Source organism: Leptospira sanjuanensis (assembly GCF_022267325.1).
GTDB classification, from domain to species: domain Bacteria; phylum Spirochaetota; class Leptospiria; order Leptospirales; family Leptospiraceae; genus Leptospira; species Leptospira sanjuanensis.
This window is the reverse complement of sequence record NZ_JAIZBG010000001.1, coordinates 3675825-3691160: the sequence shown is the minus strand read 5'-3', so window position 1 is coordinate 3691160 and position 15336 is coordinate 3675825. Positions and strand designations below refer to the sequence as shown.

Annotated in this window: 13 protein-coding genes and 1 pseudogene; 2 read left to right on the top strand and 12 right to left on the bottom strand. The window is 45.3% G+C overall.

Annotated features, from left to right (window positions below; all coding sequences use genetic code 11):
* Positions 1 to 17: 17 nt before the first annotated feature.
* From LFX25_RS16730 to LFX25_RS16690, 9 genes and pseudogenes are all read right to left on the bottom strand, one after another.
* Positions 18 to 626 (bottom strand): hypothetical protein, encoded by a 609-nt coding sequence (locus tag LFX25_RS16730; protein ID WP_238731253.1) that lies wholly within the window; start codon positions 624 to 626, stop codon positions 18 to 20.
* A 732-nt stretch (positions 627 to 1358) separates the two neighbouring features.
* Positions 1359 to 1556 (bottom strand): annotated as a pseudogene (locus LFX25_RS21005) (WGR domain-containing protein); the annotation flags it as partial.
* A 96-nt stretch (positions 1557 to 1652) separates the two neighbouring features.
* On the bottom strand, positions 1653 to 2690 hold the full coding sequence (locus tag LFX25_RS16720) for a dienelactone hydrolase family protein (RefSeq protein WP_238731251.1): 1038 nt from the start codon (positions 2688 to 2690) through the stop codon (positions 1653 to 1655).
* A gap of 473 nt (positions 2691 to 3163) precedes the next feature.
* Positions 3164 to 4564 carry an NAD(P)(+) transhydrogenase (Re/Si-specific) subunit beta gene (locus tag LFX25_RS16715; protein ID WP_238731250.1) on the bottom strand — a complete coding sequence of 467 codons (1401 nt, stop codon included), beginning with the start codon at positions 4562 to 4564 and terminating at the stop codon, positions 3164 to 3166.
* Positions 4565 to 4568: 4 nt separating this feature from the next.
* The gene (locus LFX25_RS16710; RefSeq protein WP_000434762.1) at positions 4569 to 4853 is read right to left on the bottom strand and encodes an NAD(P) transhydrogenase subunit alpha; all 285 of its coding nucleotides are present in this window, start codon (positions 4851 to 4853) and stop codon (positions 4569 to 4571) included.
* Between the two features lie 67 nt (positions 4854 to 4920).
* Complete coding sequence (queC, locus tag LFX25_RS16705; RefSeq protein WP_238731249.1) at positions 4921 to 5673, bottom strand: 7-cyano-7-deazaguanine synthase QueC; 753 nt, start codon at positions 5671 to 5673, stop codon at positions 4921 to 4923.
* A gap of 15 nt (positions 5674 to 5688) precedes the next feature.
* The gene (queD, locus tag LFX25_RS16700; protein WP_238731248.1) at positions 5689 to 6069 is read right to left on the bottom strand and encodes a 6-carboxytetrahydropterin synthase QueD; all 381 of its coding nucleotides are present in this window, start codon (positions 6067 to 6069) and stop codon (positions 5689 to 5691) included.
* Positions 6070 to 6155: 86 nt separating this feature from the next.
* Complete coding sequence (locus tag LFX25_RS16695; RefSeq protein WP_046690929.1) at positions 6156 to 6302, bottom strand: hypothetical protein; 147 nt, start codon at positions 6300 to 6302, stop codon at positions 6156 to 6158.
* 342 nt (positions 6303 to 6644) lie between these two features.
* A complete protein-coding gene (locus LFX25_RS16690; protein WP_238731247.1) occupies positions 6645 to 8405 on the bottom strand; it encodes a hypothetical protein in 1761 nt (586 codons plus the stop codon).
* 167 nt (positions 8406 to 8572) lie between these two features.
* Here LFX25_RS16690 and LFX25_RS16685 point away from each other — a divergent pair, with 167 nt between their 5' ends.
* Positions 8573 to 11092: a penicillin acylase family protein gene (locus LFX25_RS16685; protein ID WP_238731246.1), complete on the top strand. Its 2520-nt coding sequence runs from the start codon at positions 8573 to 8575 to the stop codon at positions 11090 to 11092.
* Between the two features lie 54 nt (positions 11093 to 11146).
* On the opposite strand, the gene LFX25_RS16680 is transcribed toward LFX25_RS16685, so the two are convergent.
* Positions 11147 to 12451: an ankyrin repeat domain-containing protein gene (locus LFX25_RS16680; protein WP_238731245.1), complete on the bottom strand. Its 1305-nt coding sequence runs from the start codon at positions 12449 to 12451 to the stop codon at positions 11147 to 11149.
* A 279-nt stretch (positions 12452 to 12730) separates the two neighbouring features.
* The gene (locus LFX25_RS16675; RefSeq protein ID WP_238731244.1) at positions 12731 to 13735 is read right to left on the bottom strand and encodes a ligase-associated DNA damage response exonuclease; all 1005 of its coding nucleotides are present in this window, start codon (positions 13733 to 13735) and stop codon (positions 12731 to 12733) included.
* A gap of 46 nt (positions 13736 to 13781) precedes the next feature.
* Between LFX25_RS16675 and LFX25_RS16670 the strand changes: the two genes are divergently transcribed.
* Positions 13782 to 14393 carry a uracil-DNA glycosylase gene (locus LFX25_RS16670; RefSeq protein ID WP_135779175.1) on the top strand — a complete coding sequence of 204 codons (612 nt, stop codon included), beginning with the start codon at positions 13782 to 13784 and terminating at the stop codon, positions 14391 to 14393.
* Here LFX25_RS16670 and LFX25_RS16665 read toward each other — a convergent pair.
* Positions 14359 to 15324, bottom strand: a complete 966-nt coding sequence (locus LFX25_RS16665) for an alpha/beta hydrolase family protein (RefSeq protein ID WP_238731243.1) — start codon at positions 15322 to 15324, stop codon at positions 14359 to 14361. The genes LFX25_RS16670 and LFX25_RS16665 overlap by 35 nt on opposite strands.
* Between the last annotated feature and the right edge of the window lie 12 nt (positions 15325 to 15336).

Genomic DNA, 15336 nt, shown 5'->3' with positions numbered 1-15336 from the left:
TGGAGAATCCGCGCCGTTCAATTTTCCCAGACCCGATCGTTTTCGAACCAGTCGTTGAATTGCTGAAAATAGTTCGTTTCCGAGAATTTTCTGAGGGGTTCGAGTTGGGAAGAAGAATACTGCTTTGCCAGACTGAAAAGAACGTCCAACTGCGACACGGTGTGATCCAAATCCAAAGAACTCAAATACCGCATATACAAAGGAAGATAGCCGAGGTTTTTTTGAAGCAGCCGAAGAATCGTAAACGTTCCGGTCTCGAGTTCTTCGTGGGTGGGAAGACCTTCTCCGTTTGTTTTTTCCTGATTGTATCGAATTAGAGCCTCCATATAACGCACTAAAGACGTTTCGAAAACCGGGTCCAAGGATTCGATTTCGGAGAAAAGATCCTGTTCGCTCAGAACTCGTCCCCCAACCGAAACTCCGAAGCCGAACCAAGGATCGGATTCCTCGAAGATCGGATTCGAAAGTACCAAGTTTTCAGCATTTTTGAGAATTTCTGTCCAAGCATCTACGGCTCTTACAAGCGCTGCAGAAGTAAGGTTTTCCACGGGAATTAGAACGAGATTTCCGGTAAACCCGACTTCTTTGTCCATCTCCACCGTCTGAATTGCAAATTTCGGTCTCATTTGGTTAATCCTGTATTTTATAATATTATAATGTTTTATTTAGGAATAGACTTCTTCGAAGAAATCGATACCCAAAATTCTCTGTGCGAAAATCCGGATCAAAATTTGTCCGAATAAAAGCCGATCCGCCGCTTTAATTTTAACGACTTCGCAATCTTCGTGCGAGATGAACAGATAGGCCGGTTCTTTATGGTCCGTTTTTCGTAGGGGATCGCTTAAAATCCAGTTTTGGCCGAACTCGAGGATGCAAGGAACGTCGCCGATGGAAAGTTCTTTGCTTTCCAGAGATTCGAGATATTCTTCGTTGTCTCCTTCTTCGAGAGCCTCCGATTCCCAGCCTCCTTCGTTGATCGTTCCGTTTTTACTCAAGCCGAAAAAGCCGATCGATCCTCCGCCGAGATCTTCAAAATAAATACCATTGTGAACCTGCGCGGTTTTTACGTAACTCTTCGGTAAACCTTTCGCGGGAGAATCCGTAAACGGCGGATAAGAGCGGATCGTAGCAGGTGTGGAATCCTTAAAATCCGGATCGCTGTAGTGCAATTCGGTTACGAGCGCCGTTTTTTCGGGGTCGATATAAATCTTGGAAACCTGGGCCGCAAGTTTTGCGAGAATTTCCTTGTCTTCGTTTGTAGAGACTAAAAAGGAAAAATGTTTATAAAATCCTTCCTTGATGTTTTTACTTTCACAAACTTCTTTCCATACATCGAGATAATTTGCGGAAGAATTCTCCCGATACCCTTTCTTTAATTTTTCTTTGAGAAGTTTCTCCGCTTCTTTTAGGCAGGTTTCCTCCGAGTCGAAGGTTTTCGTTTGGGTTTGACCCGCGGTTCCCGATTTACCGTACGTTACCGTGAACGAATTCCCGGAAGATTCTATATTCCAGAATTTATCCGAAGATTCGTCTTGAAAGATGAGTTGGTGTTTCACGCTCTGATTCCTGTTGATTTTGTTCGGTTGATTTTAAAATTCCGTATGTATGCCGCTTGATTCGTTTTCATTTGAATATTATGGATTCTGAATATTTTAAGGATTATACAATTGAAAAAAGTTGATCGCTTCTTGATCCGCGTTGGGCTTTGCCGCGACATCGTTTGCGTCGAATTTAGAAGACACGGCTTTGGCTTCGTCAAAACTATGATGTGTGTTCGGATAAACCGTCATCGCAATCGAGTTATTCGTTGCAGCGCTTGCACCAAGAGTCTGCGCTCTCGCGATTCTCGTGTCGCAATAACCGCCCGTGTAAAGTGGATCGGCTCCCGCCGCGAGAATTTTCAAATGTGTGTAGGGAAGATATTGGCTTCCTGAAATTCCTCCGAACGCGTTGTTTAAACCGCATCCCGGATAAAACGAAATCACCGCTTTAAACGGTCTGGAATCTTCGGTTCGAAATTGAATCGTTGAATTCGTATCGACCGTGGAAAGAACGCTACTTCCTCCGTGAGACCATCCCAATAAAACGATTCGATTGCCGTTTATGACCTTAGAACGTTTCACGTAAGCAAGGGCCGCATATGCGTCGGTCGGACGGTCGGTTACTTCCGATGTTCCGACACCGGCTCCGTTGCTGCATTGATTTTGCGGAGCGAATCTTGTGGTGAAACTATCTATGAGAAGAGTCGCATACCCTAAGTTTTTCCCGCGCCCGGCCCATTCCGTATAAAGCGAAGAAACTCCTCGGCTCGGATCGCTATTGGAGTGCGCACCCGCGCACCCGTGCATCATAACGATCAAAGGAAACGGTCCCATTCCTTGCGGCTTGGAAAAATAGGCTTCTAAGATAAATTTTTGCGTCGGGTTGTAGATTCGAAATTTGTAATCGGTAAGCTCCGCGCTTTGATCGATTATTACCGGCCCCGAAGTTAACTGAATGATTTCCAGCGCTTGAGCGGATGCGGCCGCGATCGCTAAGTCGTTTATGAGAGAAGAATCGTCTTTTTTGTTTTTCTTCCAGAATTCCAAAGTTTCCAATTTTTCTCCGAGCTGGCACTCTGTGAAAACGCCCAAGGAAAGAAGGGAAATTAGGAAGTAGATGCGGAATGTTTCGATGGAAAAGAATTTCATGGCTTATTCTGCGTTATTGGCGATGTAGGATTTATCCGAAGTCGTGATCTTTGTAAACATGAGAAAGTGATCGTTTCCGTCCTTATCGTTTTTCGAAACGATTTCTTCTTTTTAAAACCTTGGTATATCGTATCAGAATGATGATCTTCGTTCTCATCACGTTATAGAATGGATTCGGCTTTCTTATCGAGAGCGCTTCGATTTATCGGGAACCTTCTCTTTGAACGAAATCGCCTTTTTGATTTTGTTTGAAACAATAGTTCGCGCGTCGGATTCGGTTTGTAGATGTTTTTTTACCTCGATCGAGACGGAGTGAGCTATCCTCCTTGCGATTAGACTGGAAACCTAATTGTTCAAAATCGGCCAAGATTCGTGATCGGAACCTAAGGTTTTGCGGGTTCGTTCGGGAAATAAAAAAGCCGGACTTTAATCAGTCCGGCTTTCGGCGCGTTCTTAAAACAAAACGGAACTGTTTAGGTTTCTTTGAGCGCGGTAACGATTTCTTGAGTCGCTTTCTTTCCGTCTTGGAAATACATGAGCGCGTTATCTTGGATGAACAACGGGTTGGGAACACCCGCAAATCCGGGACTCAAGCTTCGTTTGATTACGATAACGGTCTTCGCTTTGTCCACGTCCAAGATCGGCATTCCCGCGATCGGACTGCCTGGATCGGTCTTAGCGAGCGGGTTAACCACGTCGTTCGCACCGTTGATGATCACAACGTCGACTTGTTCGAAAGAAGGATTGATTTCATCCATTTCCTTCATCTTATCGTAAGGGATATCCGCTTCCGCAAGAAGAACGTTCATATGACCCGGCATTCTTCCCGCAACCGGGTGAATCGCAAACTCGACGTCGATTCCTCTATCCGTTAGAATATTATAAAGATCTCTTACTGCGTGCTGAGCCTGTGCGACCGCCATACCGTAACCCGGAACGATTACGACTCTTTGAGCCATATCGAGAAGCATTGCCACTTCTTCTGCGGAAGTGCTTTTCGTTTTTCCGGCGTAGATGTCTTCTCCGCCTTTGGAGTTGTCAACCGCAGCACCGAGTCCGCCGAAGAGAACGTTCGGAAGAGAACGGTTCATCGCCTTACACATGATCTGTGTAAGAATGATTCCCGAAGCTCCCACGAGAGATCCTGCAATGATCAAAACGTTGTTTCCGAGAACGAATCCGGTTGCGGATGCCGCGATTCCCGAATAAGAGTTCAGAAGTGCGATTACCACCGGCATGTCCGCGCCGCCGATCGGCATTACGAGAAGAATTCCTAAAACGGAACCTACTACAACGACATACCAATACCATTCGATCTTTTCAGGTTCGATGACCACGTAATAGCTGAGAACGATCGAGCCGATAAAGAAAAGAACTTTTACGATTTGATCGCCCGGATAACGAACCGCTTTTTCGGAAAGCAAACCCTGAAGCTTTCCGTAAGCCACAAAACTTCCGGTTAAAGTAACCGCTCCGATAATTCCGGATGCAGCGGTTGAAATCGTAAACTGATACGATTTTAATACTTCAAGATTGGTTTTTTGGTGAAGAACTTCCATCACCGCCGCACCGGCGACGAGGAAGGAAGCAAGACCACCGAAACCGTTCAATGCCGCAACGAGCTGAGGCATCCCTGTCATTTCTACTTTTACGGAAAGATAAATTCCGATCGCGGTTCCGACGATAAATCCGGCTAAGATGTATTCGTACGCGAGGCCCTTTTCAACGAGCGCCGCCGCCACCGCTAAGAACATACCGACTGCGCCCACGAAGTTTCCTCGCACCGCAGTCTTAGGGTGAGAAAGAAGTTTCAATCCTACGATAAAAAGAACGGAGGAGAGAAGATAAACTAAATTGATGATCGATTTTTCCATATTCTTACTTTTCTTTCTTCTTGAACATTCCTAACATTCTGTGGGTTACTAAGAACCCTCCGACAACGTTGATCGTTGCAGCGACCATCGCGATAAATCCGATTATGTTGATCAACGGACCGTTCACGGAATGAAGAGAGAGAATCGCTCCGATGATCGTGATTCCGGAAATAGCATTGGAACCTGACATAAGAGGAGTATGCAAAAGAGGAGGAATTCTAGTGATAACCTCGAAGCCTACGAATACGGCTAATAAGAAGATCGTCAGGTAGCCTACGAACTGTTCCATAATAACTTTTCCTAATCAGAGATTCCTTCCTTTGGAGAGTTGAGGAAGGCCGGGTAAACCGATGGGATCACTTTTCAGAAACTCCTGTCTCCTGAAAACCTTTTTTTCTCAAGAGACAGGCGTCGCATTTTCCGCAGGCTTTGCCGTTGATCGGGTCGTAGCAGGAGAATGTAAGATGAAACGGAACCTTTAAACGATTCCCTAAAAGGACGATTTCTTTTTTAGAAAGATTTTGAAGCGGGGTTACGATTTTAATCGGAGAACCTTGGCTTCCTTTTTTGGTTCCGAGTTGAATCGCCATCTCATACATCTTGATGAACTCGGGTCTGCAATCCGGATAACCGGAATAGTCCATCGCATTGACTCCGATGTAGATGGAATCGGAACCGGTTCCTTCCGCGAGAGAAACCGCAAACGAAAGAAAGAGAATGTTTCTTCCCGGAACGTATGTGTTCGGAATCTCGTCCTTTCCGAGAGAATTCTTCGGAACCTGGATCGATTTTTGCGTGAGGGAAGAACCCAGAAACAATTCGGGTTTTAACTTTTGAATCGTGTGAGGAATTCCTAATTTGCGAGTGATTTTTTTCGCGTAGGATAATTCGATTTTATGTCTTTGTCCGTAATCAAAGGAGAGGGCTTGAACTTCCTTTCCATCGGAGATCGCCTGATACAAACAAGTTGTGGAATCGAGACCGCCCGATAAAAGAACGACTGCTTTGTTGTTGGAAGACTCCGCTTTGCCGTTCTTTTCTTTCGGGGACTTTTTCCGATCGGTGCCGGAATTCTTTCGGTTTACATTCTTCTTTTTTGCGGAATCCAAACTTGAATCCTCTTGTTAAATGGAACCTTTCGGACCTTCGTAGATGCACGCGCTTGTGCAGGTTTCGTTCAGAGTGATTTTATAAAGAAGAGGCAATAAAGGTTTGAGATGATTCCAAAGCCAGATCGAAATGTTTTCCGACGTCGGATTTTCCAAACCGGGAACATCGTTGAGATAATAATGATCCAGATGGTTTTCGATCAGAGGTTTTACGATCTTGCTGACTTCCGCATAATCGATGAGCCAACCCGTGTTTGAATCGATCTTTCCTTTTAAATGAAGTTTAAATCGAAAGCTGTGGCCGTGAAGTCGTTTGCATTTATGGCCTTCGGGTACGTTCGGAAGGAGATGAGCGGCGTCGAAGCGGAATTCTTTGGTGAGTTCGATTTCTTCCATAGGTTCCTGCCCGGTTTTGTATCAATAAATTCGGAAGATCTAAAAGAGGACCGGGATCAGGTTGAAGAGACTGAGAAAAAGCCGGTTTATTTTACCAGCTCTTTCAAAATTTCCTGTCTTTTTTGATCTTTCTGATGTTCGTTCAAAACCAACCATTCTCTTTTGATTTGTTTCGAGCTTACACCCTTAAGTTCTGCGTATTTGTTGAGAAGTTTTGCAGTTTTCTGGTTCATATCGACCAAAAAACCGGGAATCGACTCTCTGTCAAGCAACTCAGTTTGGGATGTTCCGTTCTTGATTAAAATTCATTGCCGGACTTCCGACCATACTTCGTTCAAGGGGATTCGTATGAGTTCCTACATTTGTGAAATCGATTCGGGCGCCTCTTTCTGATTTGCAATCAGAAAGACCGAGCTCGCCGCGACTCCACTTCGTTTCGGTCCTGCGGACTGCTTTGCATCGCTTTGATCTCTGGCGCGGGATTTTATCGAAAGGTCTTGATTTGTAAGAGTTCCCACATATGTTTCAAGAGGGTATTTCCGTTTACAAGTCTTCTGAAGGAGTTCCTACATTTTTCAAACCTGAAAATCGATCAAGGTTCGAAGGTCGTCCAAGGCTTGATCCGGTGGAATTCTCCCTTGAATTCGAACCTCTTCGAGAAAGAAACCGATCTTATGTCTCTTTGATTGAACAAGATTTTGAAACGAAAGTTCCGCTTTCCAAGTTGTTGGAACTCCTCGGATCGGACCTTTTCGTTCGATCGTATTCTCCTTAAAAAAAGAATCGAATTCCGCAAACAAATCCTGACCGGAATCGACAACGACTCTTGCAATCGTCACCAACGGAAAAACCGAATCGACGGAAGAAGAATCGAGATCTCGCACCGCAACTTCCGATCGGTCGGTAGAATTCCGAACGCCAAAACTCAATTCCCAAAAAGAAAGGCCTTCTGCGTTGATCGATTTTCTACCGTAAAGCAAAGCCGCTTTGATCGTCTTGGCGGGCGGTTTTAAAAGAAGGAATTGCGATTCGCTCGGATGAAAAACAAGCGCATTTACATTCAGAAAATCGAATGTTTTTGATTGGTTCTCGCCGAAGCCGGCTGGAAAAATTTCAGGCTCGACATAAGATTCAGAATTGTCTGAAGAAGTTATGATTTCCGGCTCGGCATAAAATTCCGGATTATCCGATGAAACTCTGATTTTCCAATCCGCCGATTTCTGCGGAACGAGATTCCATTCTACCAAAGAAAGGAATCGGAACTCTTGATCGAAAATCAAATCTAAAAAAATTCTTCGCTCCGCAATCGAATGGTTCGAAAGATTTTTCCCTTTATATTTCAAAATATCATAAATTTCAAATATAGATTCGGATCGATTCGCGGATATCCAGCCGATAAGAACCGCCGGTTCTTGAATTCGAGAAAGTTCTTCGATTATTTGCGGAATTTGGTTCCGGTATAAATATCCGTCTTTCGTCCAAGCGGCAATTCCGAAAGAATCGAAAACAATCTGCGCGAGGATCGTATTCCGCGGAATTGAAAAGTAGGAATAGTCTTCCGCATTTTTGTAGTCCGGAAACGGAAGCGGTTCTTTCCAAGCTTGAGGCAAGGAAGGATCGATTCGTTTGAGAACTTCACGGAGAGAAAGTCGACTTAACTTTCGATCGGGAAACCAGAGGGCCAATGTTTTCAAAACCGAAGACGATTTCCAAGGGTTGCCTTTCGCCGCCGCTTTTTCCAAAAGAACTCCCGTTTCCAAATCGAAACAATCGGCCAGAACGAAGAGCAAAACGGAATCTTGAACTTTCAGAATTCTTTTTCCTAAAAGGATCAGATGCAGAAAAATTTTTTCAGGAACGGAAGCCGAGTTCCAAAGAGAGAATAAAAGATCTTTGGAACGTTTGGATTGCGCATCGGATCGGATTTCTTCCACGATCGCGATGAGGAAACGGATTTCATTTTGCGTCGAACGGCTGGAAACGTTCTCCGATTGCGTTAAACCGACTTTCTTTCCGTCGCGCCCAGGATCGTCTACGTCCTTCTTCGTCTTTTCCTGAAAATTTCCCGTCAAAAGCGAGATCGTCTCCGAAACATCTCCCACTTCTTTGATAGAAGTTTCGATCATCCAAATGGGTTGTTGTAAATATTCGGAAGCGCAGGCAGTCAGTTCTTCGACGGACAGAATCGGTTTTTCTTTTTTACCGCTCAGATAGGCAAGTGCGGGATCGATTTCTTCCGGGTCGCAAAAACAAAAATAATTCGTCAGAAGACGCCGTTTCCGCGCCGGATCCGATTCTTCTTTGAGTTCGAGAACGAGTTGAAAAAAGGAAATCACCGCGAAAATTATCTCCAAAACAGGATATACGAAATTATAATTTTTAATCGATACACATTTTATCAAAAAGGATTTCGAAAAAGGAAATCCGACTAAAACTTTTCTTGCTATTCGAACCGTTTTGAGTAAGCTCCTTTCGCTGAGAAATTATAAAAACTGGTTAGGCTATGAAAAATTTGATCGATCGTTTCTTCGATTTTTGGAATCGAACTCCCGTCTGGATCCGCAGATCCTTGGTTAGCATTCTCGTCCTCATCGTTCTTGTAAAAGTCGTTTTTTCCCTTTTGATCTTTTGGAAGGCGCCTCGTCTTTCTGGGGAATTGAAGGCTCCCGGACTTGCAAAGCCCGTTTCCGTGATTCGAGATTCTTACGGTGTTCCGCATATCCGATCGGAGGATTCTTCGTCCGCCTACTTTGCGTTAGGTTATGTAAGCGCGAGCGATCGTTTGTTTCAAATGGAAATTCTCCGAAGAGCCGGAAAGGGGGAGTTATCCGAAGTTCTCGGGGCCGATTTGCTTCCCGCGGATATTTTTTTAAGACAGATTCTTTTACGGAGAACGGCGGAGAAGATGTTGCAGGAAGCGACCAAAGGAAACCCGCAGATTTTGAAAGAGCTGGATTCGTTTTTGGAAGGGATCAATTTCTTTTTAAAAACCGAACCGCTTCCGATCGAGTTTACGATTCTGGGTTATCAGCCTAAGCCGTTCGATCGGCTCGACGTTTTGAGCGCATTATCGCTGTTATCTTTTTCGTTTGCGGAAGCGTTACGAACCGATTCTCTTTATACGATTTTGGAGCGAAGACTTCCGAATCGAAACGTCGCCGAAGTGTTTCCGCGACACGATACGGAAGATCCGTTTTCGATTCAGGAGAATCAACCTTCGTATTCTTCTAAAAAATTGACGGAACGTACAAAGGGTTTCCTGCCCCTCGTTTCCGAATCGAAATTTGCTAAAGCGACATCGAACGAACTTTCCGAATTCGGTCATGTGATTCAAAGAACGAACAAGATTCTCTCGGATCTTCCGCTGTTTTTAGGGAGCAATTCCTGGGTGATCGGACCCTCCCGTTCTTCCACCGGCGGCGCGATTCTCGCGAACGATCCTCACATCGGTTACGGCAATCCCGGAACTTGGTACGAGGTTCATATCATCGCGGGCGATCACGAAACATACGGATATCATCTTCCGATCTTTCCGTTTCCTTTGATTGCGCATAACGCGAAAAAGGCGTGGGCTTTGACTATGTTGGAAAACGATGATATGGATTTTTACGAGGAAGAATTGCATCCTGCTAAACCGAACTTGGTAAAAGAAAAAGGAAACTGGGTTCCCGTTCAGGTTTTTCCGGAAACGATTTCCGTAAAAGGACAAGACCCGGTTTCGATTCAGGTTCAAGTCACGTCTCATGGTCCGATCGTTTCCAAGCTGATCCACGGTTATACGGGTCCGGTCGTTTCGATCTATTGGATCTTTCATCATCTTTCCGTTCCGATCTTGGAAACGATTTACTCCTTGGGACGTTGTGCGTCCTTGGAGGAATGTTCCGCCGTTGCCGCAGGTTTGCCTGCGCCGGGGCTCAACGTTTCGTATGCGGATGCGAACGGAAACATCGCATGGTGGGGTGTGGGAAGATTTCCGATTCGCAAAAAGAAAACGAATACGCGAAGAATCTTAAACGGAGCGACGGGAGAAGACGACGTGATCGGTTATGTTCCGTTTGCACAGAATCCGAAGCTCATCAATCCGCCGGAAGGAATCATTCTTACCGCGAATCATGTTCCCACATACGAAATCAAGGGATATGGAAAACCGGAAGGATATTGGCAAGAATCGGATCGGGGAAGAAGGATCTACGAACTTCTTTCTCAAAAGAAAGAATGGTCCGTGGACGATATGAAAAAGATCCAGACCGACGTTCATTCTTTTTCCGCGAGAACGATCGTGCCTTTGATTTCTCTGGAATTGGAAGAGGATAAGAATTGGGTCGGAGTGTTTCGCGAGGCCTTGGACATATATCGTCGATTCAACGGTGAAAACACGTTGGATTCCGCCGGCGCGACGATCTATCATACGCTCAATCAATTCGTAATGTTGAATCTATGGACGGACGAGTTCGGAGAATCCGATTTGAGCGTGTTCGGCGAAAGCGCGGAACGATGGAACGCTTATAAATCGCTTCTTGCTAATCCGAAGTCGGATTTTTGGGACGATCTTGCGACCGTCGAGCGCAAAGAAACAAGAAGGGATATTCTGATCCGTTCTTTTTCGCAAACGGTGCGTTATCTTGCTAAAGAACACGGAGGTTCTCCTTCTTCTTGGAAATGGGGGGACGCTCATAAGATCACGTTCGAACATCCGATGGGAAAGGTGCCCTTGCTCGCGGGAATTTTCAATCAAGGGCCGTTCCCCGTCGTTTCGGGCGAATCCGTGGTCAATCTGATGAATCAAAAGGAAATCAATCCTAAGATGACTCCGAAAGTCGGTCCGTCCAAACGAAGAATCATCGATCTTTCTCATCCTGAAAATTCCTGGTCCGTGTTGCCGACCGGAAACTCGGGAAACATGGGTTCTCCGTTTTACGGGGATCAGATTCGTATGTTCTTAAACGGAGAACATCGTTCGATCCGATTTACTCAGTCGCAGATCGAGCAGGATTCCAAATACGTATTGAAATTCGTTCCGTGACAATTCTTCGTTTCGGCCGTTTATCGGTCGAAGCCGAAAGTATATGCGATCTTTCTAATACGTATGATCGATCATTCTCGCTTCGAAATTTTTGGAGCGTTTGAGGCAATCGAAGGCTTTTCGTTTCCGGAGGCCTTCGAACAGTTTTTTCATCGCTACCGCATACGGAGAATTTTCGTCTTCGCCCATGGAATCGTAGTGTTCGCGCCAAAGTTGAAAATCGAAACCGTGCTCCTGTTCGAAGGAGGCAAAGCCTTCGTATTTCCAATCTCCCACGTAGTAGTCCGGATCGAAAAGATCGCTCATACTCATCGTCGCTCCTTCGATGACGAACTGAAAGACGCGCGCGTTCGGATTCTCCCTCGCAAAATCGCGGATCGCGTTTTCCGCAAAGTCGATCATCTTCTCGACCTGAAACGATCTTTCGAACGGGTCCTTGGAAAGTTGAATTCCTTTTTTCGTTTCGAGAAATTTAAGAATCTCTTTTCTAGTTTTCGTATCCGCGATGCTCAAAGCGGAATTCGGATTTTCCAAATCGGGATTCGCGCCGTTTTCCAAAAGGTATTTAATGATCGGAGTTTTGTCTTGAGGGCCGGGGCGGCAGGCAAAGTGAAGCGGGGTATAAGCGTACGAATTCGGAATCCAATCGGAAACCGCGTTCAAGTCTCCTCCGTGTTTGTGTAACAACTTCAGAATTTCCAAATGATCCGAAGGATCGTGACTGAACGGTCCCAAACACGCTTCGTGAACCGCGTTTCTTTCGTGGATCTTGACGTTCGGATCGGCGCTTTGTTCTTCGAGCAGGTAACGAACCAAATCGAGTTTTCCGAGATTGGCCGCTCTGGGAAGAACGGAATCCTCCAGTTTTACGCCTTGGTCAAAAAGAAATTTCACACATTCCAATCCGCTGAACGCGGCGATTTCCAGAAGTGTGTAACTGGAGTTTTTCAGGTTCGGATCTTTCAGATCGATTCCCTGTTTCTGATATAATTTTAGAATGTCGATTTTTCCGGCGTTAGCGGCTTCAACGACGTCGGCAGGATCGGGCAGAATCTTTTTTTGAAGAAGATATTCGACGACTTCCGTTTTACCGCGATCCCTGCAGGCATAAAAATGAAGCGAGTTTTGATTGGAATCGCGCGTATCTAAGGAAAACCCGAAGGTTTCCAATAACTCCAAAACGGCGGGGCTGTTTTCGCTCGCTGCAAAGAAAAGCGGAGAATTCCCGTAAAACTCCGTTCCTCTGGATTCGAGTTCCTCTTTGATTTTCAGAACTTCGTTCTTTTGAATCCATTGTATCAAAGCGTAACGATGTTCCGCTCTCGCCTTCTTCAACTTGGGTTGTTCGGTTTCGTTCATAGATTAGCTCCCCGTTTGACAACCGGAATTGATTCAATTTTTGTAATGAAAAATTCAAGCGAATCCGGAATCGGAGATTCCATTCTAAATAAATTTTTTCCAAAAATCCTACCGCCTTATAATTAGAAGCGAATCGTCTTTTTTTCAAGAGAGCAAAAGAAAAGAATATTATAATTTTAAACTATTGAGGACTTGTTTCGAAGTTGAAATCCGCGGCGGTTCCATACGTTCCGAAAATCCCCGGAGAAATCCTTCGAAAGAATAAGTGTGGGAACTCCTTCAGGATTCGAATTCTTCAGAATGAAACTTCGTTTTGAGCGTTTTTGCGTTCTTTCCCGTTTCTTTCAAATAACGAACTATGTCTTTTGTATCGCCGTGCGTGAGAAGGATTTCTTCCGCTTCGGTCGCATGAATCGTTTCGATCAATTCGTTCCAATCCGCGTGATCCGATAAGACGAAACCTTTGTGAAAGCTTCCGGCCTTTCTGTTTTTGGAAAGCTGCATCCATCCCGAACAAAACGCGCTTCGAATTTTTTGCGATTTCGGGTTCGGAATCGGAACGCCGGGAGGTGCGACAAACACGAACGGATGTTTGACCTTCTCCGTAAACTGATCGATGGCTTTCGCTTTCGGAAGAGAAATCCCCGATTCTTCGTATCGTTTGTTCATGGAAAGAATCGAATCGTGTACGTAAAAATCCAACGAAGTTCCGGCGGACTCCGCTGCGAGCGAAAGTCCTTTGAGAATTCTTTGCGCTTTCCCCAAGGAATATCCGTATAGAACGGTGATTTCCCCCAGCGCGTGATTTTCCAAGATATAGTTTAGAATATTCTGAAATACGAATTTCGGTTTTTCCCAAAGATAATACGGTTTTGCAAAGGTGGCTTCGGATAAAAACGTATCGCATCGTAAAATTTCGATGGGTTCGCAGGTCGGATCGGGAACCGTTTTGTAATCTCCGCTGATCACCGTGATTCTTCCCTTATATTCGATCCGAACCTGGGCCGATCCCAAAATATGACCGGCGGAATGAAGACTGATCTTAACCCCGTTGCGATAAACGGCTTGTCCATAACGAAGAGTTTCCACGTTTACTTTCGGTCCAAGCCGTTCCAGCGTGAGAGAAAGACCGGGTTCCGCACAAAGATAATGACGAGAACCTCTGCGAGTATGATCGGAATGTGCGTGCGTGAGAATGGCTCGGGAAACTCCTTTCCACGGATCGACATATACGTCCGCTTGGGGTACATACAATCCCGCTTCCGTTAGGACGATCATTTCCATTGACTCCAGAGAAATTCTTTTTCAATTTGGATGGAACGTATTTTCGATGAGCAAAGAAGAAAAACTCAGAAGACTCGCCCTCGTTCAATCCGAGGTTTCCGCCTGCAAACTCTGCAAGCTTCATACGACTCGAACCCAAACCGTTTTCGGGGAAGGAAATCCGGATGCGGAGGTCGTTTTTATCGGAGAAGGTCCGGGCAAACAAGAGGATCTCACCGGCCGGCCGTTCGTGGGTCGAGCCGGTGAACTGCTGACGAGAATCATCGAAAAAGGAATGGGAGTTCCGAGAGAATCCGTTTATATCGCGAATATCGTAAAGTGCAGACCCACCTTGGACATGAAGTTCGAAAAGGATCGCCCGCCCGAGGAAGAGGAAACGAGAGCTTGCGCTCCGTATCTTTTGAGACAGTTGGAAATCATTCAGCCGAAAGTTCTCGTTACGCTCGGAAATCCTTCCACAAGATTTATCTTAAATACCAAGGAAGGAATCACCAAACTCAGAGGAACCTGGGGATCGTTTTTCGGAATTCCGGTGATGCCTACGTATCACCCGAGTTTTGTGATCCGCAACGGCGGGGAGAACAGTCCTCTCAAACGCGAGGTTTGGGAGGACATCAAAAAAGTTATGGATTTGCTGGGGTGGAAACGGCCTTCGTAGTTTCCGGTTCTTTTTCCTTCAACCAATCGGCGATTTTCTGATAAATATCGCCGGGCGCGTCTTCGTATGCGAACAATCCCAAGTGATCGTAGTCGATCGACATTCCGTTGTCTCTTCCCGCTTCCAGATATTCCTTCTTTCCTTTTTTCCGTTTGTAAACGGGATGAATGCTTTCCGTAGGAGATACGTTGTCGATTCTTCCTCCGATAAAAAGGGAAGGAAACGTGGTCGACTCGAACGACTCCCAGGTTTTCGGATTTTCCTCAAGCGCGGGCAAGTAGTTAAAAAGATTCTGATATACGAATAAAGTCGTAGGATCGTCCTCGTCGAAGGATATGAACCGTTTGCAGAAGCTTTCCTTGTTTTTGCAGGAGTTGCTCAGATCGGTTCCGAATCTTTTTTCCGTCTTCATCTGTTCCAGAAAGCTATCGTTGTATTTGTAATCCATTCCCGTTCCGAGAAAGAACGCTTTGGAGATGTCGGGAATCTTCTTCGCTTTAAAAGAATGTAATACGGCTTGTCCTCCGAGGGAAATTCCGCCGAGGATGTATTCTTTTTTTCCGGTGACTTTCTGGATTCTCGCGATCACGTCGGGGATCAGATTTTCCCCGATTTCTTTGAGGTTCACCGATTTATGATCTTCGAAATGAAGAAGCCAAACCGAAAATCCGTTTCCGTTTAACACTCCGATCAAACCGGATTTATCACCGAGATACAAAGCTTTTTTATTGATGAACACGGGATCGACGAGAAGCACCGGAGGATAATGAGAATTCTCATAGGAGAAGGTCGTCAAAAAAAGATTCGGTCCTATGTTCGCCGTTTGAGAGGTGAATTTCTGTTCTGTAATGACCACATAACGCGTACATCCGAAAAGAAGCGCGATCAGCAACGAAGCGATCGCTGCGGTTTTTAATCGTATAAATTTCATTTTTGAGTCCAA